The sequence below is a fragment of the Flavobacterium fluviatile genome, assembly GCF_010645065.1.
GTDB classification, from domain to species: Bacteria; Bacteroidota; Bacteroidia; order Flavobacteriales; family Flavobacteriaceae; genus Flavobacterium; species Flavobacterium fluviatile.
Window position 1 is genome coordinate 107744 of the sequence record NZ_JAADZW010000013.1, and the last position, 21852, is coordinate 129595.

At 34.7% G+C, this 21852-nt stretch carries 22 protein-coding genes; 8 read left to right on the forward strand and 14 right to left on the reverse strand.

The window, feature by feature from the left end; genetic code table 11:
• Positions 1–25: 25 nt before the first annotated feature.
• Positions 26–2233, reverse strand: a complete 2208-nt coding sequence (locus GXM17_RS13840; RefSeq protein WP_163399914.1) for a TonB-dependent receptor — start codon at positions 2231–2233, stop codon at positions 26–28.
• Positions 2234–2377: 144 nt separating this feature from the next.
• A complete protein-coding gene (locus GXM17_RS13845) occupies positions 2378–2731 on the reverse strand; it encodes a hypothetical protein (protein ID WP_163399915.1) in 354 nt (117 codons plus the stop codon).
• Positions 2732–2940: 209 nt separating this feature from the next.
• Between GXM17_RS13845 and GXM17_RS13850 the strand changes: the two genes are divergently transcribed.
• Positions 2941–3642, forward strand: a complete 702-nt coding sequence (locus tag GXM17_RS13850; RefSeq protein WP_163399916.1) for a porin family protein — start codon at positions 2941–2943, stop codon at positions 3640–3642.
• Here the strand turns inward: GXM17_RS13850 and GXM17_RS13855 are convergent.
• On the reverse strand, positions 3637–4242 hold the full coding sequence (locus GXM17_RS13855) for a hypothetical protein (protein WP_244307404.1): 606 nt from the start codon (positions 4240–4242) through the stop codon (positions 3637–3639). The two genes, GXM17_RS13850 and GXM17_RS13855, sit on opposite strands and share 6 nt — an antisense overlap.
• A gap of 130 nt (positions 4243–4372) precedes the next feature.
• Between GXM17_RS13855 and GXM17_RS13860 the strand changes: the two genes are divergently transcribed.
• The 3 genes from GXM17_RS13860 to GXM17_RS13870 all read left to right on the forward strand — a co-directional run bounded on the left by GXM17_RS13860 (position 4373) and on the right by GXM17_RS13870 (position 8455).
• Complete coding sequence (locus GXM17_RS13860) at positions 4373–6841, forward strand: bifunctional UDP-N-acetylmuramoyl-tripeptide:D-alanyl-D-alanine ligase/alanine racemase (protein ID WP_163399917.1); 2469 nt, start codon at positions 4373–4375, stop codon at positions 6839–6841.
• A 68-nt stretch (positions 6842–6909) separates the two neighbouring features.
• Positions 6910–7293: a large conductance mechanosensitive channel protein MscL gene (mscL, locus tag GXM17_RS13865; RefSeq protein WP_163399918.1), complete on the forward strand. Its 384-nt coding sequence runs from the start codon at positions 6910–6912 to the stop codon at positions 7291–7293.
• A gap of 172 nt (positions 7294–7465) precedes the next feature.
• Entirely contained in the window at positions 7466–8455 is a 990-nt protein-coding gene (locus tag GXM17_RS13870; protein WP_163399919.1) for an aspartate-semialdehyde dehydrogenase, read from the forward strand.
• A 113-nt stretch (positions 8456–8568) separates the two neighbouring features.
• Here the strand turns inward: GXM17_RS13870 and GXM17_RS13875 are convergent, their stop codons facing one another.
• The 4 genes from GXM17_RS13875 to GXM17_RS13890 form a co-directional block, all read right to left on the reverse strand.
• Positions 8569–8886 (reverse strand): 2Fe-2S iron-sulfur cluster-binding family protein, encoded by a 318-nt coding sequence (locus GXM17_RS13875; RefSeq protein ID WP_163399920.1) that lies wholly within the window; start codon positions 8884–8886, stop codon positions 8569–8571.
• A gap of 61 nt (positions 8887–8947) precedes the next feature.
• Positions 8948–9433, reverse strand: coding sequence for a hypothetical protein (locus tag GXM17_RS13880; RefSeq protein ID WP_163399921.1), 486 nt, complete (start codon positions 9431–9433; stop codon positions 8948–8950).
• A gap of 211 nt (positions 9434–9644) precedes the next feature.
• Positions 9645–9884: a NifU family protein gene (locus GXM17_RS13885; protein ID WP_017494691.1), complete on the reverse strand. Its 240-nt coding sequence runs from the start codon at positions 9882–9884 to the stop codon at positions 9645–9647.
• A 98-nt stretch (positions 9885–9982) separates the two neighbouring features.
• The gene (locus GXM17_RS13890; protein WP_163399922.1) at positions 9983–11113 is read right to left on the reverse strand and encodes an Mrp/NBP35 family ATP-binding protein; all 1131 of its coding nucleotides are present in this window, start codon (positions 11111–11113) and stop codon (positions 9983–9985) included.
• Between the two features lie 708 nt (positions 11114–11821).
• Between GXM17_RS13890 and GXM17_RS13895 the strand changes: the two genes are divergently transcribed.
• Positions 11822–13024 (forward strand): L,D-transpeptidase family protein, encoded by a 1203-nt coding sequence (locus GXM17_RS13895; protein ID WP_163399923.1) that lies wholly within the window; start codon positions 11822–11824, stop codon positions 13022–13024.
• Here GXM17_RS13895 and GXM17_RS13900 read toward each other — a convergent pair.
• The 5 genes from GXM17_RS13900 to GXM17_RS13920 form a co-directional block, all read right to left on the reverse strand.
• Positions 13019–13345: an MGMT family protein gene (locus tag GXM17_RS13900; protein WP_163399924.1), complete on the reverse strand. Its 327-nt coding sequence runs from the start codon at positions 13343–13345 to the stop codon at positions 13019–13021. The genes GXM17_RS13895 and GXM17_RS13900 overlap by 6 nt on opposite strands.
• A 117-nt stretch (positions 13346–13462) precedes the next feature.
• A complete protein-coding gene (locus GXM17_RS13905; protein WP_163399925.1) occupies positions 13463–14101 on the reverse strand; it encodes a LysE family transporter in 639 nt (212 codons plus the stop codon).
• 42 nt (positions 14102–14143) lie between these two features.
• Positions 14144–14821, reverse strand: a complete 678-nt coding sequence (trmB, locus tag GXM17_RS13910; RefSeq protein ID WP_163399926.1) for a tRNA (guanosine(46)-N7)-methyltransferase TrmB — start codon at positions 14819–14821, stop codon at positions 14144–14146.
• 182 nt (positions 14822–15003) lie between these two features.
• Positions 15004–16389: an ammonium transporter gene (locus tag GXM17_RS13915; RefSeq protein WP_163399927.1), complete on the reverse strand. Its 1386-nt coding sequence runs from the start codon at positions 16387–16389 to the stop codon at positions 15004–15006.
• Between the two features lie 263 nt (positions 16390–16652).
• Positions 16653–17144, reverse strand: coding sequence for a nuclear transport factor 2 family protein (locus tag GXM17_RS13920; RefSeq protein WP_163399928.1), 492 nt, complete (start codon positions 17142–17144; stop codon positions 16653–16655).
• A gap of 566 nt (positions 17145–17710) precedes the next feature.
• Here GXM17_RS13920 and GXM17_RS13925 point away from each other — a divergent pair.
• Entirely contained in the window at positions 17711–18394 is a 684-nt protein-coding gene (locus GXM17_RS13925; RefSeq protein WP_163399929.1) for a hypothetical protein, read from the forward strand.
• A 95-nt stretch (positions 18395–18489) separates the two neighbouring features.
• On the opposite strand, the gene GXM17_RS13930 is transcribed toward GXM17_RS13925, so the two are convergent.
• On the reverse strand, positions 18490–18804 hold the full coding sequence (locus tag GXM17_RS13930) for an HPF/RaiA family ribosome-associated protein (protein WP_163399930.1): 315 nt from the start codon (positions 18802–18804) through the stop codon (positions 18490–18492).
• Between the two features lie 412 nt (positions 18805–19216).
• Positions 19217–19486 (reverse strand): hypothetical protein, encoded by a 270-nt coding sequence (locus GXM17_RS13935; protein WP_163399931.1) that lies wholly within the window; start codon positions 19484–19486, stop codon positions 19217–19219.
• A gap of 79 nt (positions 19487–19565) precedes the next feature.
• Here GXM17_RS13935 and GXM17_RS13940 point away from each other — a divergent pair, with 79 nt between their 5' ends.
• Positions 19566–19772, forward strand: coding sequence for a helix-turn-helix domain-containing protein (locus tag GXM17_RS13940; protein ID WP_163399932.1), 207 nt, complete (start codon positions 19566–19568; stop codon positions 19770–19772).
• Positions 19765–21744: a DUF2075 domain-containing protein gene (locus GXM17_RS13945; protein WP_163399933.1), complete on the forward strand. Its 1980-nt coding sequence runs from the start codon at positions 19765–19767 to the stop codon at positions 21742–21744. Before GXM17_RS13940 ends, GXM17_RS13945 begins: the two co-directional genes overlap by 8 nt.
• Positions 21745–21852 lie beyond the last annotated feature (108 nt).

Below are 21852 nucleotides of genomic sequence, written 5' to 3' on the forward strand. Positions count from 1 at the left end.
CGTTCTCTGCGGTTAAATAAAAATCTTATAAATTAAAATTAACTCCCAAAACAATATTTCTTCCAATATTTGGAATACCGTCTGTTTTTAAGCGCGAAAGGTGTGCGATGTACTTTTTATCGAATAAATTGTTTCCGTTAAGATTTACATCAAAAGCAGTTTTTCCCAGTTTTACTGTTCCTCCAAAACCTAAATTGACCAAAGTATATCCTTTTGAAGCCGTTTCAAAACCACTCACATTCTCCTGATCAAAAGTCGAAGAGACATTTATGGACGCATACCCTTCTCTTAGCCAGTTTTTGATACTGAATTCGGTTCTAAGGGTGTTGTTCCAGTTGTTGGCCGGAATTAAAGGCAGATAATCATCGTTGTCTTTTTTGCCGGTTACGGTTTCAAAACTGGTTTCAAAATGCAGCCAGTCTAAAGGATGCGGGTGAAAATGCAGCCCGGCTTCTCCTCCAAACAATTTTGCATTATCCTGAACGTAAGCAAAAACATCATTGTCGTCTAAAACGTCTCCGGTTGGCGAAGTATAAATGTAATTGTTGACGTGGTTGTAAAATCCGTTTACAAAGAATTCAAAATGCGAATTTTTATATTCGAGGTTCAAATCGGTCTGAACGTTTTGTTCGGTTTTCAAATTGCTGTTCCCAATTTCGTAACGATTGGTTCCTTCGTGAACACCGTTTGAAGTCAGCTCGGCTAAATTTGGCGCACGAAATCCGGAAGCTACATTTAATCGAAGCGTTAATGGTTCTGCTAATTTTGTTTTGTATCCTAATGAAGCATTAAAACTGTCAAAAGATCGGTCTAAAGCTTCGAAAGAACCTTCTTCACCTGTAATTCCGTATGATTCAGAAGTAATATTTCGGTTGTCAAAACGCAAACCGGCCTGTAAAACGCTGTTATTCCATTCGTAATTGGCAGTTCCGAAAACACCAAAATCATTCGTAGTTGCATTCGGAATCAAATATTCTTCACCTGAATTTTTATTCGTCTGATGCATTCCCTGAACACCCAAAATAGCTTCAATTTTACCGAATTTTGGGAAATGGTATTTCGCATTGTAATTAAAAGTATTCAGTTTCATTCTCAGAGCGGCGTCGTTGCTGTCTTCGAATTCGCTTCTGTCATTTGAAATATAACCCAAATCAACGTCCAGTTTTGAGTTTTCAAAAAAGATCACATTATTTAAACTGAACAAATGATTAAAAATGCCCTGTCTTGGAAATTGTGTGTCTTTGCCTGAAGATTGTTCTGCAATTCCGTCTTCCGGAATTCCGATATCCAGTTTGTTGTAGTTGTATCGTAAAACGCTTGAAAAAGTCGAGTTACTGTAGCCAATTCCGGTTTTAAAATCAGTTTCGTTGTAACGTGAATTGGTTACACGGTCGCCATCAGCAATTTTATAATCAGAATGGGTGTTGAAACTTCCGCGGGCAAGAAATTTCCAGTTCTCTGTAGAAGTTTTTAATCCGATAGAAGAATTGCTTCCCTGTGTATTGGTAAAATATTTTTGGCTGAAATTAGCTTTAAAATCGCCTGCATCAGCAAATTTTTCAGGATTGAAATACAAAACACCTCCCAAAGCATCAGAGCCGTACAATAAAGAAGCCGGTCCTTTGATTACTTCGACGCTTTCGATTCCGGCATCATTTAAACCCAGACCATGTTCGTCTCCAAACTGCTGATTTTCGATACGAACGCCTTGTGAATACACCAAAACACGATTTCCGCTTAATCCACGGATTACCGGTTTTCCAATAGAAGTTCCTGTAGAAATCTGAGCAACTCCCGGAATTGTAGCCAGTCCTTCAATTAAGGTTGAAGTTCCTTTTTGCTGTAATGTTTTGATGCTTTCGTGATCAATTTTCATTACGTTTTGCGATTGCAGTTTTTTAAAAGGCGTAGAAACCACCACTTCATCCATCTCTAAAATGGATTCTAAAAGTATAATATCTAATGTGTTTTCTTTTACCAATTTAACAATGGTTTTGTTTTGATTGGCATATCCAACATAAGAAAAAGAAAGACGCAGGTTTCCGTTTGGAAGATTCTTTAATTCATATTTTCCGTTCTCGTCTGTCGTAGTTCCTTTGTGTAATTCAGATGCGTAAACCGAAACGCCCGGTAAGGGCTGATTTTGATTGTCGGTAACAATTCCTGTAACCGAATTCTGGGCAGAAAGCATGCCCGAAAACCCTAAAATAAGGGCGATTATTATTTTTTTCATTTGAAAATGACTGCTATAGTTAATGGATTTTTCTTTTAAACAAATCATAAAACCGTGAAGTCTGCTGAATTTCCATAAATGAAAATCAGCACCTAACTGAGTTCTGAATTCAGTTAAAAGTGTTTGTTTCGGATAAATGAAACTTTATGAAGCTATTGCTGAAGGAGGACCGCGAAGTGTGTACAGACTTCCCGAAAAGGAAATAAAACTTTGAGTTAATCCAAAGCAATAAGGTATTTCCTGATGATTGCTGAAAAACTGAAATTCAAATTTTTCAGGAGCTATGTTGCTTCCAAAAGCAAAATGACAAATAAAACACATATCATCGTTATGATGCTGATGTGTGATTTCACCATTTGCATCATTATAATTATGATGACATTTTTTTTCAGAAAGCTGTTGTGAGATATGCCCATAACTGTGGATGGACTGAAACAGTATTGAGAACAATACCATCAATCCCAAAGAAAAACCGGTTATGAGCTGTCTTCTTTTCATTTCTGCGCAAAGGTATAAAAGGGAAATATAAAAATGTTTGATTTTAATGCTTTTTATTGAAAATAGTGCAACAGACTATTTTTATATGGCGTGAAAACAGAATAATTATCATTGGAACTGTTTCATAAACAATCATTATATTATATTTGTCATTCAAATAAAATATTCCCTAAAACGTTTATTTGAAATCTTCTTAACTCAAACACACTATGCGATTATTTTTTAGTTGTTTATTTCTGCTATCGTTTTATACTATTTTTTCCCAGGAAGAAAAACCTGAGATCAAACCTGTGGTTAAAATTGATTCTTTGTACAGGGAAGACCAGTTTTATGTTTCGATTACCTATAATCTTTTATCAGATATGCCAGAAGGTCTTAAACGTGATAAGTTTTCTGCCGGGCTTTCTGCGGGGTTTTTACGGGATATGCCAATTAATAAAAAAAGGACAAAGGCTATTGCTGCCGGTTTGGGATTAAGTTATCAGAATTATTTTCAGAATCTGACTATTTCAGAAGGACCAGAAGGTGGATTAATTTATGGCGTTAACGATTATAACGAATTTGTTTCAAACCGGTTCAGGCAATATTTAGTCGATCTTCCTATTGAATTCAGATGGAGAAATTCGACTTACGAAAGCTATAAGTTTTGGAGGATTTACACCGGTTTAAAATTCAGCTATGTACTTTCCAGCAGATCTGTTTTGGATGATGGAGAAAACACTTATAAAATCAACAATAATCCGGATCTCAACAGGTTTCAGTATGGAGCGTATATTGCTGCGGGCTACAATACCTGGAATATTTATTTTTATTATGGCATGAATCCTTTATTTAAAGATGTTAAAACGCTGTCCGGAGAAGAGGTAAAAATGAAAACCATGAATCTTGGTCTCATTTTTTATATTTTATAGCCACAAATACAAAAACAAAATCTGAGGAATAATTCCAACGAAAAAGCCTATTATCAATTCCTTAGCGGTATGTGCATTCATTTCAAGTCGTGATGAAGCTACAATTCCGGTGAGTAAAATCAAAAGCGCAGGCCAGTACGGATTGTGCATTTGCAAATGCATATTCAGTCCGATGATAAAAACGGTTAAACCGCTGATGGCCATCATGTGCAGGCTGACTTTTATCTTGAAAATTGCATAAATTAAAGCAAAAATTGTACTGAATAATCCGCCAAGGAAAAAGAAATGAAGTTCAGGATAACGACTTATCACGATGCTTCTTTTGACCAGTAAAATCAATAAAAAACTAAGCAGTGTTAACGGAATGATGCGCTGTGATGTATCGGGAATCATTATCGATTTTACTTTCCCTGTTGATTTCAGCAATAAAAAAAACAATATCGGAACAACAAAAGTGATAATCAGGACCTGAAACAGAACAAAATATTTTTCCTGAATTGTAAATGCATCTTCTTTGTAGAAAAGATAGAATAATGCAGCATAAGCCGGTATAAATATCGGATGTAAAATATAAGAAAATATCGGAAGTATTTTTTTCAAAACGCAGTAATTTGAGGTCTTCAACAAATATAACTGAAATATAAACAGGTTTTTGTTAACCCTTTATTTTTTAAGAAAATCACAACTCTTTTCAGGCTTAATGTTTAAATTTGGGAAAAAGAATTTTCTAATGAGCGTAAATTTAAAAAGCCTTGTTTCTGTTCTTCATGCAAATTGGACAGGCTCAGATGCAGCTGTTTTTATAGACCATATTTCGATAGACAGCCGTTCACTTCAAAATGGTCCTCAGACTTTGTTTTTTGCATTGTCGGGCGTGAACAATGACGCCCATTCGTATGTTGCGGAGCTAATCGAAAAAGGAGTGCAGAATTTTGTTGTCGAATATATTCCTGAAAATTGCGGTAATAAGGCCAATTTTTTAGTTGTAAAATCGACCTTGGAGGCACTCCAGAAATTTGCTGCCTATTATCGAAACCTCTTTGATTTTCCTGTTATTGGCTTAACGGGAAGCAACGGCAAAACCATCGTAAAAGAATGGCTTAATTTTTTACTTAGCCCGGATTACAATATCATCCGGAGTCCGAAAAGTTATAATTCGCAGGTTGGTGTGCCGCTTTCGGTAATTGCGATTAACGAAAAGCATAATTTAGGCATTTTTGAAGCCGGAATTTCGACCGTTAATGAAATGGACAAACTGGAAGAAATCATTAAGCCAACTATAGGAATACTAACCAATATTGGTACTGCGCACGATGAAGGTTTCTTAAATTTAGTAGAAAAAATTGATGAGAAACTGCTTTTGTTTAAAGACTGTCCGGTAATTATTTATCAGAAAAATGAAACTGTAGATTCCTGTCTTTCTCAATTCGCTGCCGAATATATGCTGCATCCGCGAAAACTTTTTTCATGGAGCTACACAGATAAATCGGCAGATGTTTTTATTTCGAAAAAAGTAAGTAAAAACGAAACAACAGTCCTTCAATATCAGTATAAAAATGAAAAGCATGGTTTGAAAATCCCTTTTAGCGATTCAGCTTCTGTAGAAAACGCGGTTTCGAGTTTGTCAACGCTGCTTTATTTTGATTATGATCCTGAAACGATTCAAAACCGTATGCAGGGCTTGTATCCGGTAGAAATGCGTCTGGAAGTCAAAAACGGAATCCACAATTGCAGTATTATTGATGATAGTTACAGCTCCGATTTTCAGTCCCTTAAAATAGCTTTGGATTTTCTGGAAAGTCAAAAAAAGAACGCTTCAAAAACCGTTATTTTATCGGATATTTTTCAAAGCGGATTTTCGAATGAAGAATTATATTCTAAAGTTTCTCAGCTAATTGCAGATAACAAAGTCAATCGCGTTATTGGAATTGGTTCAACCATTTCGTCATTTAAGTACAAATTTTCAAATTGTATCACATATCAAAATACTGCAGGGTTCATTGCTGATTTTGAAAATCTGAATTTTGCAAATGAAACCATTTTAATAAAAGGGGCAAGGTCGTTTCAGTTTGAAGAAATTGTGTCTTTGCTGGAAGAGAAAACCCATGAAACCATTCTCGAAATCAATCTGAATTCTATAAGTCATAATTTGAATTTCTTTAAATCCAAGTTGGCAGATGATGTCAAAGTTATGGTTATGGTAAAAGCTTTTGGCTATGGAAACGGAGGACTCGAAATAGCAAAATTGCTGGAACATCATAAAGTGGATTATTTAGGTGTGGCTTTCGCCGATGAAGGAATTTCACTGAAAAATGGCGGAATAAAATTACCCATTATGGTTTTAAATCCTGAATCGACCAGTTTTGCAACAATTATCCAGAATCAGTTAGAGCCTGAAATTTATAGTTTGAAAGGCTTAAATGCATTTTTGAAAATTGCCCGTGAAAAGAATTTAAAAGATTTTCCGATTCACATTAAACTCGATACCGGAATGCATCGCCTGGGTTTTGAAGAAAATACAATTGAGGAATTGATTGCTGCTTTAAAAGGAAATTCAACCGTTCGTATCCAGAGTATTTTATCGCACATGGCGACGAGTGATGATATGAGGCATTATGATTTTGCAATGTCACAGATCCGGTTATTCGAAAAATTGTCTTCCAAATTAATGAATGAATTAGGTGTGAAACCCATCCGTCATATTTTAAACACTTCCGGAATCAGTAATTTTCCGCATGCGCAATATGATATGGTGCGTTTGGGAATTGGTCTTTACGGCGTTTCAAATGATGCTTCAGAACAAAAATACCTGGAAAATGTGGGGACTTTAAAATCGATTATCTCGCAGGTTAGAACCATTCCCGCGGGCGACAGCGTAGGTTATGGCAGAAGGTTTATGGCCGAAAAAGAAACCAAAATTGCCACAATTCCAATTGGTTATGCCGACGGAATTTCCAGATTATGGGGCAATGAAACAGGCTATGTAACAATTAAAAATCAAAAAGCTTCAATTGTCGGAAGCGTTTGTATGGATATGCTGATGGTAAATGTAAGCGAAATTGATTGCAGGGAAGGCGATTCGGTAATAATCTTTGGAGAATCACCAACGGTAACTGAGATTGCAGAAGCCCTGAGAACCATTCCTTATGAAATTCTGACGAGCATTTCGCAGCGCGTAAAAAGGGTATTTTTTAGATAGAATTAAGGAATTTTGAAGAAAATTACGTATTTTCGATATTCATTTATTTAAAACTAAACAAAACAGATATGGGATTTTTTTCAGAATTTAAGGCATTTGCAGTGAAAGGCAATGTAGTTGACCTTGCTGTCGCTGTAATTATTGGAGCTGCTTTTGGTAAGATTGTAAGTTCATTTATCGAAGACGTAATTACACCTTTAGTATTAAAACCAGCTTTAGAAGCGGCACATTTAGAAAAAATTCAGGATCTTACGGCTTTTGGTGGCGTAAAGTACGGAATGTTTCTTTCGGCGGTGATTAATTTTATAATTGTGGCATTTGTTTTATTCCTGATTATTAAAGGATTGAATAATCTTAAAAAGAAAGAAGAGCCAGCACCCAATCAGCCAGCCGCGCCTACTCAGGAAGAACTGCTTACGGAAATCAGAGATCTTTTGAAAAATAAACAATAATACAATATACCGCTACACTAAGTCTAATTTAACCGTTTCTTAATTGGAGCGGTTTTTTTTAATTTTGTTTAATTTGTAACAATTTGTTATTTTTTGTGAATCGGATTGTAATCGTTTATATTATCCTTACTTTTGCAGTCTAAATTAGAAATTCATAATAAAAAATATAAAAATGAGAATAGCGGTTGTAGGCGCCACCGGTATGGTAGGCGAGATAATGTTAAAAGTTTTAGCAGAAAGAAATTTTCCGGTTACAGAATTAATTCCTGTTGCTTCAGAGAAATCTGTTGGTAAAGAAATCGAATATAAAGGTCAGAAATATAAAGTGGTTGGTTTGCAGACTGCTGTTGATTTAAAAGCGGATATCGCTGTTTTTTCTGCAGGAGGTGATACTTCATTAGAATGGGCTCCAAAATTTGCTGCTGCGGGAACAACGGTTATTGACAATTCATCTGCATGGAGAATGGATCCGACAAAAAAACTGATCGTTCCAGAAATCAACGCAGAATCTTTGACTAAAGAAGACAAAATTATTGCAAATCCAAACTGCTCTACAATTCAGATGGTATTGGCTTTGGCCCCTTTGCACAGAAAATACAACATCAAAAGAATTATCGTTTCGACTTACCAGTCTATTACCGGTACAGGAGTGAAAGCGGTTAGACAGTTAGAAAATGAATACGCAGGAGTTGAAGGTGATATGGCTTACAAATATCCAATTCACAGAAATGCGATTCCACAATGTGATAGCTTCGAAGCCAATGGATACACGAAAGAAGAAATGAAACTGGTTCGTGAAACTCAAAAAATCCTTTCAGATAACACTATCAGAGTTACGGCTACTGCAGTTCGTGTTCCTGTTGTTGGAGGACATAGTGAGGCTGTAAATGTTGAGTTCACCAATGATTTTGAAGTGAATGAAGTTCGCGAAATTTTACAAAATACAGATGGAGTAGTGGTTCAGGATGACCTTGATGCATTTTCTTATCCAATGCCTTTATTTGCTGAAGGTAAAAATGAAGTTTTTGTTGGAAGACTCCGTCGTGATGAAAGCCAGCCCAATACATTAAATATGTGGATCGTTGCAGATAACTTAAGAAAAGGAGCTGCTACAAACACAATTCAGATTGCAGAATATTTAATTAAGGCAGGTTTGGTATAAACTGAGGTTACAAAAATTGTTATAAAGAAAAACCGTAATTACGAAAAGTGATTACGGTTTTTTTATGAATTATAGAACAAAAAAGCGAAAATATAATTCTCGCTTTTTATATTTTAATATTCCGGAGCCAGTTCAAGTTCCAGTCCTTCTAATTCAGCAGTAATTGGAATCTGACATCCTAAACGGCTGTTCGATTTAACATAAAATGCTTCAGAAAGCATGGCTTCTTCATCGTCTCCCATTTCCGGCAAGGCAACATCATTTAGAACATAACACTGGCAGGAAGCACACATAGCCATTCCTCCACAGGTTCCTTCAACAGGAAGTTCGTATGCTTTGCATAACTCCATTATGTTCATTGCCATATCAGTAGGAGCCTGTAATTCGTGTATAACTCCTTCTCGGTCTTTAATCTTTATTAATACATCCATTTTAAATTGGAATTTTTACATGCTTAGAATTTGATAACGTGAACAAATCCAAAATTATTTATTAACTACTTGATTTTAAACTAAATGCGTATTCTTTTCGAGTGCTGTCTTTGATGTGCATTTTTGCTCCAAGAAAATTTCCACCTTTTTCCAGTAACGTAACTATAGCGATTACGGAATAATAATCTTTTTCAGCCTGAAAAATCAGGGTTCCCTCATATGTTGTATTTAATATTCCTTGTTTATCAGTCTGTGCGGATATTTTTCTTGGGTGAGAAAAGTCAGCTGTACTGTAAGTTGATTTGTTAGAAAATTTTGCTTTTCCTTCACAAAAATCATACAGGAAGTCGTAATTTCCAATTCGCAGGCTTCCATCTCCCTGATTATTATTAATTGAAAATACAATTTTGCCTGAATAATTATAATCTGACCATTCTCCTGAATCATTTACCCAAGCCTTGTCTACAATTAATGTTTCTGAACTAAGTTGAGCATAATTTACAGATATTGAAAACAATAATATAAAAAGTGCGTAATATTTTTTCATGGCTTAAGATTTAAGGGGTTTGTTGCAAATTTAAGTTAAATAGGTAACAATTTCTTAAAAGAATGTCTTAAATCTTTTGATTATTTTTTATTAAAATCGTAAAAAAATATGTGTTTTAACAGTTTTCTATAGAAAATTTCAGCTAAACTAATCAAATGCTTGTCATTCCTGTTGATAATTTTAATTCTGGCAAAGGAATAACGGGCTAATACTACATAATGTTAACTACTGTCTCTATCTGTGGAGCATATTTTTTAATTGTAGTTTCTACTCCGGCTTTTAAGGTCATCTGGTTAACGCTGCAGCTGATGCATGCCCCTTCAAGACGAACTTTTACATGTTTATCGTCTTCAATTGAAATAAGCGTGATGTCGCCTCCATCAGAATTTAAAAAAGGTCTGATTTCATCAAGAGCCAATAATACGTTGCTTGTTAATTCTTCTGTTGTCATAATGTTTTTCAATTAGAAAATTAGTCAATTAGAAAATTAGATAATGAGTTAGATTGACAATTATCTAATTTTCTAATTATCTCATTGTCTCATTTATATTAATTCTTTTTCACTGCTGAGCAACCTGCCATTGTTGTGATTTTTATGGCTTCTGTTGCAGGCAGGCTTTCGTTTCTGTTTACGGTTTCCTGAACTACATTTCGGGTAATTTCTTCAAATACAGTTTCAATTGGAGACGCTGTCTGTAAAGCCGCCGGACGGCCATAATCTCCCGCCTCACGGATTGACTGTACAATTGGAACTTCTCCTAAGAACGGAACGTTTAAATCTTCTGCAAGATTTTTAGCTCCTGCCTGTCCAAAAATATAATATTTATTGTCAGGTAATTCTTCGGGAGTAAAATACGCCATATTTTCGACAATTCCTAAAACAGGAACATTAATATTGTCCTGCATGAACATGGCTACTCCTTTTTTGGCATCTGCCAAAGCAACAGCTTGTGGAGTACTTACTACTACAGCTCCTGTTATAGGTAACGACTGCATGATCGAAAGGTGGATATCTCCTGTTCCCGGTGGCAAATCCAGCAGCATAAAATCCAGTTCTCCCCAATCAGCATCAAAGATCATTTGGTTCAAAGCTTTTGCAGCCATTGGACCTCTCCAGATAACAGCCTGACTTGGCGCTGTAAAAAATCCGATAGAAAGCATTTTGATTTCATAGCTTTCAACAGGTTTCATTTTTGATTTCCCGTCAACAGTGACAGAAACAGGTTTTTCGTTTTCTACATCAAACATAATTGGCATTGAAGGGCCGTATATATCGGCATCCAGAACACCAACTTTAAATCCCATTTTCGCCAGTGTTACCGCTAAATTTGCAGTAACAGTTGATTTTCCAACACCACCTTTACCAGAGGCAACAGCAATGATGTTTTTGATCCCCGGAATGGCACGGCCTTTAATTTCGGCTTTTTCAGGTACTTCAACTTTAACATTTACTTTGATTTTAGCTTCCGGAGATACCAAATCGTGAATCGTTTTTTTAATATCGTCTTCTGCTCTTTTTTTAATGTGCATTGCAGGTGTGTGAAGTACTAAATCTACCACAACTTCATCACCAAATGTAATAACGTTGGCAACAGCACCACTTTCAACCATATTTTTTCCTTCTCCTGCTATGGTTATCGTTTCCAAAGCTTTAAGAATTTCTTTTCTATCTAATTTCATTTTTGATATAATATTTTCTAATGAGCAAAATTAATTGGAAGTGCTATTTAATTTTACACTAATTTCAGTTTGCAAAGATAACGCATTAAGTTCGGATTTTAACTGTTTTGAATTGTATTTGTTGATATTACAATTATTCAAAATGATACATGTGATGTTTTGGCAAACAGAAGATTATAAAATTGACAACTCTGTTCATTTCAATTTAAACTGATTATAAAAAGAAAAAATAAACCCGACGGATTTATGGATCAGCCGGGTCTTTAAAAAAAATGGTCTACAAGTTATTCGTACTTTAAATTTAAGTATATCAATTTTGGTAACCTGATACGCTTTGGTCAACATTATTATCAAAGTTAATGCCAATAATGAATCCGGCAAAATTAAACAGGATAGTCGAGACACTACCTGAACTTCCCACACTGAAAATGATAAAACCAGCTTTATAATCTGCCTTATTTAAGCTGTAATAAAATTCTGAAATACTTCAATTTTGCCTGTTTATGAGACTTGTGTGAATTTTAATAGATGTATATAAGATTCTATAAAGCATTTTGCTGGGTTGCGTTGTAAATTTGAATTACCCTAAATTTCTGATTTTCAATATTTAAAATAATAGTGAAAAACTCATTTTGAAGGTACTTCTAATTCAGTTTTGCTATTTTTTTAAATTAAGCATTTCCAAATAACATTTAAAAGAATAACATCATGAGACATTTACATAAAATCCTCCTTATTATAATTACAGGTTTTGTATTTACTTCATTTGGTTTTAAGAATAAAGACATAAACCCAATGGACAATTTATATTTAAAAGAAGATCCGGCAGTTCAGAATAATTCAGATTCAATTACCAGTGAATCTAAATCATCAAGAGAAGTCTATATTTTATCAAGACAGTATGACCGCCTTGAAGCAGCTTTAGAAAAATATCAAAAAATCGACAGAAAAAATTTGTGGAAAAAAATTGATATTGACAGTGCAACCTATAAGGAATTAAAGCCTTTTGATAGTGGTAGAGTCGTGAAACAAATACGTGAAAGGTTATATATAGATGGAGATTTGAAAAAAGATTCGAAAAGTGATTTGTACGATGAAGAGATGATGGCGGGTGTTTTAAATTATAAAAAAAGATACGGCCTTAAACTAAATTATAAACTGACATTCGAACATATCAAGCAAATGAATGAGCCTGTATCAGAAAGAATCAGAACCATAAAACTGAATATGGAACGTTGCCTGCTGATTCCTGAAAATTTGATAGAGGCAAGGGATTACATCATGGTTAATATTCCGGCTTACCGATTGTTGTATGTTAAAAATGGACATAATGAATTCATGTCTGATGTTTTTGTGGGAACTACCTGGTCAGAAACCGAAATTTTCAGCAGTACGATGGATAAAGTGGTATTCAGTCCCTACTGGAATGTGCCTCAGAGCATCATAGAAAATGAATTAAAACTCAATATGGCCAGAAATAAAAATTATCTGGAGGAGCATAATATGGAATGGAATGGAGGCAATGTAAGGCAGAAACCAGGACCTAAAAACTCTCTGGGACTCGTGAAGTTTTTATTTCCAAATCCGTTTGATATTTATATGCACGATACGCCGGCAAAAAGTTTGTTTATGTTTGAACAGCGTACATTCAGCCACGGTTGTATTAATATAAAAGAGGCCAAAAAACTGGCTCATGTAATTTTGAAAGACGATCCGGACTGGACAGATGAAATGATTGATAATGCGATGAATGGAGAAAAAGAAACTACGTGTATCCTGAAAAACAAAATTCCGATATACATTGGCTATTTTACTACATGGGTAAATGAAGAAACTGGTGAAATTTATTTCTATCCGGATGTGTATCAAAAAGATAAAGAAACCGGGTCAGATACTACGGATGGTTTATAATCCAATTTCAGGCTGCCAGAAATGTTTGTCAAAATCAACAATCTGATTGTTGACCACTTTAATGCCTTCATTTTCTAAAAGCTGCTGCATTAAATTGGTTCCGTCAAAATGGTGTTTTCCTGTCAAAAGCCCTTTTCTGTTAACCACCCTGTGTGCAGGAACATCGTCCATATTGTGGCAGGCGTTCATTGCCCAGCCGACCATTCGAGCAGAACGTGCCGTACCTAATGCTTTTGCGATTGCGCCATAAGAAGTTACTTTCCCGTACGGAATCTGTCTGGCGATTGCATATACTTTTTCGAAAAAATTTTCCTCAGCCATAGTTTGGTTGTTTGCCACAGATTAAAGAATAAAATTTGGTTTTATTAACGATTCAAACACCTTTTTTGCCCTATTGCCAAAGAAACCAGCTTCATTTTTTAATCTGTGGCTTATTTTTTACCCAAAATAATAATTCAGAATATTAAAAAGCGTAACAAGAGCGACTAAACCTGTAATGCTTCCAATGATTTTATTCATATTCCGCATTAAGTAATTGGTCTTTTGTTCTATTTTTCCAAAGAAAGCGATGTAGCAGTATAATATGGCAAATGAACCTAAAACTGTACCTAAAACAAAAGTAAAAATAACACTGTTTTCGAATACAAATAGCTGATAAGAAGCCAGTGTAATACTAACGACAACATAATAAGGTATGGGAAATAAATTCAGTCCCGAAAGCAGCATTCCAAGGAAAAAACGGCTTTTTTTACTGCTTTTTTTAATTTTTGATTTTTTTTTGCCGGTCGGTTTTTTAGCAATAAATAAAAAGTAAATGGTTAAAATAGAAAAAGCTACAAAACCAATTTCGCGCAGCAATGTTACAATATCCGGTCGATTGTCAATTACACGCGCAAATAATACCGCTACCGAAACCTGAAAAAAAATAACTACAATTGCACCAATCACAAACCATAAGGCATTCTTTTTTCCTTCTTTCGAGTTTATCTGAGCGGCAGACATATTGAGCAGACCGGGAGGAATTGTTCCGATAGCGGCTGCAATAAAGCCCGAAAATAAAGGAGTAAATAAGGCCATTAGGATGGTTTGACAGGTTAGAGTTTCATTTTAAAAATAAAATTAATCTTTAATTTTAAAACGAATATACGTAATTGCCTTGTCAATTTCTAAATATTGTTTTTCGTAAAAAGTCTGGATTGATGTTACGACTTCCGGACTTCCTTCGTTTTTGTAAACATTATGGTTGGCATATAAAACTTCGTGTCCTTCGCCATGCAATAATCCCAAAGTATAACCATGCATAAATTCGCTGTCGGTTTTCAGGTTTACGACGCCGTCTTTTTTGAGTATTTTTTTGTACAGTTTCAGGAACTCAGAGTTCGTCATTCTGTGTTTGGTTCTTTTGTATTTGATTTGCGGATCCGGAAAAGTAATCCAGATTTCGTCAACTTCGCCTTCAGCAAAAATATGATTGATTAATTCGATCTGAGTACGTACAAAGGCCACATTATGAAGACCGTTTTCAACAGCTGTTTTGGCACCTCTCCAAAAACGGGCGCCTTTAATATCAATCCCAATAAAATTTTTGTCCGGGTATTTTTCTGCCAGTCCAACAGAATATTCCCCTTTTCCGCATCCTAATTCTAAAACTAATGGATTGTTATTTTTAAAGAAATCCGAATTCCATTTTCCTTTCAAAGGCATTAAATCGCCCACAACTTCTTCTCTGGTTGGCTGAAAAACGTTTTCAAATGTTTCGTTTTCCCTGAATCTTTTTAGTTTGTTTTTACTTCCCACTTTTACAAAAATTTTCCGCAAAATTAAGGAATATAAACGAATGAATCGGACGAATGGGTTTAAAAACAATAATATTATTACTCAAACGAAAACTAAACTTGTTTGTAAATAAAAATTGCACAGAATCCGAAGATTTTTCAATCTTTAGAATCTGTGCAATCTGATTTTATATTCGTTTTTATTTAATTTCCGTAATGCGGCTCCGTAATAGCGCCGGTATTAGGATCTAAAGTTTCATCGTGCTGAGACAAATCCAGTCCGATGTGTTCTGACTCTTCTGAAACTCGTAAAGGAATAATGAAATTGGTTACTTTGAATAAGAAATAAGCTCCAAAGAAGGTAAAAATGGAAACCAGAACCAATGCCATCATGTGATGTCCAAAAACGCTCCATCCGCCGTGCAGTAAACTCGCATCTTCGCCATGAGCGAAAATAGCCGTGAGGATCATTCCCATGATTCCGCCTACACCGTGACAAGCGAAAACGTCAAGCGTATCGTCAAATTTCTTAGAAAAACTGCAGTTTACAGCTGTGTTTGAAACCAATGCTGTTATGAAACCAAAGAACATGCTTTCAGGAACGGATACGAAACCTGCGGCAGGGGTAATGGCTACTAAACCAACAACGGCTCCGATGCATGCTCCAAGAGCAGAAACTTTTCTTCCGTTCATTCTGTCAAAGAAAATCCACGTTAGCATAGCTGCAGCCGATGAAGTTGTGGTGGTAGCGAAAGCCATTGCAGCTGTTCCGTTTGCTGCAAGCGCAGAACCAGCGTTGAATCCGAACCAGCCAAACCATAACATTCCGGTTCCTAATAATACAAACGGAATATTGGTTGGAATATGCTGACTGTTTTTTCTTTTTCCTAAAACGATAACTCCGGCCAAAGCGGCAAATCCTGAGCTCATGTGTACTACGGTTCCTCCGGCAAAATCTTTTACACCAAAATAGCTTCCTAAAACACCAGTTGGATACCAAACGGCGTGACATAAAGGAGCATATATAAAAATGGTAAATAAACTAATGAAAATTAGATAGGATATAAAACGTACACGCTCCGCAAATGATCCTGTAATGATAGCGGGACAAATAATTGCAAATTTCATCTGAAACAAAGCAAAAAGCATAAAAGGAATCGTACTTGCCAATTGTTTGTGAGGTAAAACGCCTACATAATCCATAAAAGCAAAAGTGGTAGGGTCACCAAAGAAACTGTAAAAATGATCTCCTGAACCAAAACCAACAGGTTCTCCAAACGCCAGGCTAAAAGCTACTACAACCCATAAAAGTGTCACAACACCCAGACAAATAAAACTCTGAAGCATGGTCGAAATAACGTTTTTCTTGCCTACCATTCCCCCGTAAAAGAAAGATAGTCCCGGTGTCATAATTAAGACAAGACAGGATGAAGTCAGCATCCAGGCTACGTCTGCAGGAACAATCTGATCTGTGGTTCCAAATTTGGATAATACATAATTATTTTCAGTAACTGTTGGCCAGAATGCGCCTATAATACAAACAATACTAATAATAATAAAGGAAATGATCCAGCGTTTTTCTATTTTCATCTTTCAAATACTTTATTGAGCCCTATTTTTTTTGGGGGCAAAGTTAAAAATTTTTGAATATTTTGATTTTAAGGGCTCTAAAAATAGGAGTAGATATTTTTATTTTAATATATTTTATAAAAATAAGCATGTTTTGTTGATAGTATCTTATTTTAAGCTCTTAAAATTAAGATTTTATCAGTAACCACATTAGAAAATCATTAAAATTTTATCATTTGAAGTGTTTTAATGATTAGGATTGCCATAATATTGAAAGAGTTTGCTTATTTTTTCTGAAGTTTTGAAATTAATTTATCTTCGATTGGTGTTTTTACTTTTACAACGGCATCCACTTCATCATTCGGAATAGTCATGGATAAAACGTAGTGCTGAATTTTCCATTCTTTTCCCATTTTTACCAAAACGCCCGAACCACGGCAGATTTTCATCTGTGTATTCAGCAATTCGTCGAACCACGCCATTTTTCCGGATTTGTCAAAAAAGATATGACGTTCCAAAGCGGTAAAATTCCACGTTGTGCCTTTATCGAAATACGGTTTTGCCCAGGCTTTAAAGTCAGGTTTTACCCAGTTTTCGGTAGCATCGGTTCCAATGTAAACCGCATCTTCGGTCATCACATTAAAATAAGCGTCAAAATTTACATCGGCAGCTGCTTTGTGCCAGGCATCTAGTGTCTTGTTGATTTTGTCTTTTTCGGAATTTTGGGCGTTTGCAAAAGAAGCCATTAGTAAAAGGAACAGAATTGATTTTTTCATGTATAAAGATATTTGAAGTTTAAATATAAAGAATGATTTTTAATGAGAGAAAGTTTCTCGCAGATTTTGCAGATTCAGCAGATAAAATTTAGATAGCTAAAAAATCTGCATGATCTGCAAAATCTGCGAGCGTAAATGATACAAGCTTATTGTTGTTTCTCGCAAAGACGCTGAGTCGCAAAGACAATTAAAATAAAACTTTGCTTCTTAGTAACTTAGCGAGACTAAAAACACAAAGTATGCCTAAGAAAAAAAACTTAAATTATCGTATATTATTTTTAATGAAAGGAAGTTTCTCGCAGATTTAGCAGATTCAGCAGACAAAATTTAGATAGCTAAAAAATCTGCGTGATCTGCAAAATCTGCGAGCGAAAAATGATACAAGCTTATTGTTGTTTCTAGAAAAGGGCGCAGAGCTGTAAAGAAAATTTAAATAAAAAAATTACGTCTTAGCAAATTAGCGAGACTAAAAACACAAAGTATGCCTAAGAAAAAAACTTAAATTATCTTATATCACTTATATGGTGGAAAAAATTTATATTTGAGTGCTTTTAAATACCTCAATCATGAATTCAAAAATCTACATAAGTTCAATAATCATTGCCTCTTTAGTTTTTATTTCCTGCAAAAAAGAGTTAGAACCTCAGGAGAACACTTCTACATCTGAACTGATCAGACTTGGACTTGCAAAAGACACTTCTAAAACAGCTGCTCCGGTAACGCAAGCTCCGGCCATGAACCCAAATACCGTTTTAGGAGAATCAAAAGGACTGAATCCCGCTCACGGACAGCCGGGACATCGTTGTGATATTGCGGTTGGAGCACCTCTGAATTCGACAACAGCACAACAAGGACAGGCTACAGCCCAGACACCGCAAACGGTTCAGGTAAATCCGGGTCAGCCTAATATGGTGACAACAAAAACGGTAACTGCTGCTCCTGTAAAAGTAGGGAAAGGCATGAATCCGTCGCATGGTCAGCCGGGGCATAGATGTGATATTCCGGTTGGATCACCTTTAAATGCGCCTGTTGCAAAACCAGCTACGACAACGGCTGCTGCAACACAAAGCGGAACAGTCGAAAAATCATTTACAGTTACACCGCCTGCAAACAATGCGGTTCCTGCTTTATTAAGTACCGAAACTGCAAATTCAAAACCCGTAACCACTGCCGAAGGAACAAACCCGGTACACGGACAGCCGGGACACCGTTGTGATATCGCCGTAGGAGCACCATTGCCGAAATCATAGGAGTAAGGTACAAAGTTGCAAAACAACAAAGGGACAAAGATGCTAAGAAAACCTTAGAGCCTTTGTCCCTTTGTGACTTCGAACCTTCAAAAAAATTAATGTTCTTTCATTTTTTCGAAAGTAGTGGTCAGTGATTTTTTGGCTTTTGCCAAAGCACCGCTAAAAGCTTTTTCAAGTGTATCAGCGTGTTCTGTAACTGTAAGCGGCTGTAAGTTGGCAATACGGACTTCAAGCACGCATTTTTTATCATGCAAGCTGAATTTCTCTGCATTTTCATCTCCAAAATGTACTTCGATGCGGGTAATTTTATCCTCAAAACGTGCTAAGCCTTTTTCTAATTCTTCAGAAAAATAGTTTTCTAATCTTGCGTGTCCTTCAATGTTTTTATCTGTATTGATTTGAATTTTCATAACGGTTTGTATTTAATGATTGTTTCTCAAATCTATCTTTTTTTAGATGAAATGGCAAGTGAGTTAAGGAAAGATTGTGAAAATTTTTGCTCATTTTTGTCATTTCGACGAATGAGAAATCACACTAGAAAGGCCACAACAATAAGCGAGCTAAATATTTTGTCTTTCGCTGATTGCATTTTGAATTTCGAGGATGCAGAAATCCAGATTTATATTTTTTTAATTTTAAATTTAGTTATGTGATCGCATACATCGCATTTTATAATACTATCATCATCTACAAGCATATCAATTTCACTTTCACAATCACAAACTGGACAATTGTAAATAATATCTCGAAGTCTAATAGGCGGGTTAAGTATCGTAGGTATTTCTAATATTGAATATTCTATCATATTTTAAATCTTTTCAATTAACCGAATTTTATATAATCATATATAAAATCATTTATGTGTTCTGCTTCATAGTCAAACTTTAAAACAATTCTTGAACATAAGTTATCAGCCCAATTTTCAATTCCTTCAAAAGAATTAAGCTTATTAAGAAAAAACAACAGCTCATTTTTATTTGTAAAGTCATCAAAAAACATAGCGATATCTTCTTTAAAAGTATCCGCATAATTTTTATTAGGCATAGTCAAATAATTTTCTAAATATTGAATTTTTTCGTCTAAACTTAACATAAGATTTTTATTTCAAATATAATAAAAACCCGACTATACTCCGTTGTTTTATAGTCTACATTTTGCAATTTTTGTTAACATGGATATTAAACAAAAATTCGGACTTAAAATTAAAGAGCTTAGAAAACTCAAAGGATTGTCTCAAGAAAAGCTAGCCAATTTAGCAGAGATAGATCGAACTTATTTACCAACGATAGAAAAAGGTGAAAGAAATGTTTCTATTGAAGTTGTTGAGAAACTAGCGAATGCCTTAGAAGTTAAAATAACAGACTTGTTCGATGAATAGGGCTTATTATTCAGCTTTCATTAATAATTTCTTAGTTGAAGATAATGATAGCATTTACGGTAAGATTGTGACTAATTATGAGCAAAATGAATTGCAGAAACAACAGACTAATGCGTGGATAAGTCAGATAGAAATTTTAAAAAAAGAGCTCTCAGATTTTACAGGGAAAATATATTTTGAGTTTACGATCCCAAGAATGGGGAAAAGAGTTGATAATGTTTTAATTATCGATAATTGTATTTTTGTTATTGAATTTAAAATAGGTTCTATTAAGTATGATAAACATGCTAAAGACCAGACTTTTGATTATGGCTTAGATTTAAATAATTTTCATGAAGGAAGTCATAATAAAATGATTATTCCAATTTTAGTTGCTGACAAAGGAAAAAAGGTCGAAAATATTTATAAAAATTCTGTAGGTAATTTATGTGAAACTATTTTCGCTAATGAAAATAATTTATCCGAAGTTATTGCGAACTCGTTAATATACTTTAAAAGCTGTGATACAATTGATTGTCAGGAATGGGAAAATTCGATCTATAAACCAACTCCAACAATCATTGAAGCTGCAACGGCATTATACAATAATCATAGAGTAGAGGATATTACAAAATACGAGGCAGGAGAAGATGATTTATCTAAAACTTCTCGATGTATTAATGATATTATCGATTCTTCAAAAAGAGACAAGAAAAAGTCAATTTGTTTTATCACAGGAGTTCCTGGAGCTGGGAAAACTTTAGCCGGATTGAATATTGCAAATCTTCGTTCTGATTATGAGAAAGAGGAGCATGCTGTATTTCTTTCTGGAAACGGGCCATTAGTTGATGTTTTACGTGAGGCATTAGCTAGAGATAAAGTAAAATCTGCCAAAGAAAAAAATGATATTATTACTAAAAAGAATGCATTATCAGAAGTTAAATCATTCATACAAAATATTCATCATTTTAGAGATGCTTCATTAAATAATCAAAAAGCTCCCATTGAAAAAGTGACTATTTTTGATGAAGCTCAGAGGGCTTGGACAAAAGAAAAGGCGACCACTTTTATGAAAAAGAAGAGCCCTTTATCTGGTTTTAATACATCTGAACCAGAATTTCTTATTGAAGTGATGAATCGACATCAAGATTGGTGCACAATTATATGTCTAATTGGTGGAGGACAGGAAATTAATACTGGAGAAGCTGGATTAGAAGAATGGATAAGACCATTTGAGAATAAATTTAAAGATTGGAACGTCTTTTACTCTCCAAAAATCGTTCAAGATAAAAACTATATTAAAGACAATAATACTTTAGCAATTCTAGAAAATATTAATTCTGAAGGAAAAGAAGAATTGCATCTATCAGTATCTTTAAGATCTTTCAGAAGTGAGCAACTATCAAATTTTATTCAGGAAATAATTTATAATAATATTGAGAATGCTATAGGAATTCATGAAGCTTATATTAAAGAAAATTATCCGATTAAAATAACACGTGATTTAAATCAGGCAAGAAAATGGCTAAGAAAATCTGCTAAAGGTTCTGAACGAATTGGGATTATTGCATCATCTGGCGGAATACGCTTAAGACCATTTGGCTTAAATGTAAAAGCTAAAATTAAGGCTCCAATTTGGTTTCTAAATCATAAAGATGATATTCGATCTTCATGTTTTTTAGAAGAAGTTGCTACAGAATTTGATATCCAAGGATTAGAATTAGATTGGGCTTGTGTTGCTTGGGATGGAGATTTGTTTTATGATAATAATGAATGGAATTATAGAAAGTTCACTGGAACAAGTTGGAAAAATATTATAAAGCCTGAAGTAGAAAATTATCTGATTAATTCATATCGAGTTTTATTAACCAGAGCTAGACAAGGAATGGTTATTTATGTCCCATATGGAAATGATCAAGATATTACAAGAAAAGAATACATCTATGATGGAACTTTTGAGTTCTTTAAAGCACTAGGAATTGAAGAGATTTAGTTGTATTAAATTATCTTATAAAACCAAGTGTCCTAGGTACTATCTTTAGTTCCTAATTTATTTTACTATTTTTTTTATATTTGTATGACCGAGAGGAAACTTCTTGCG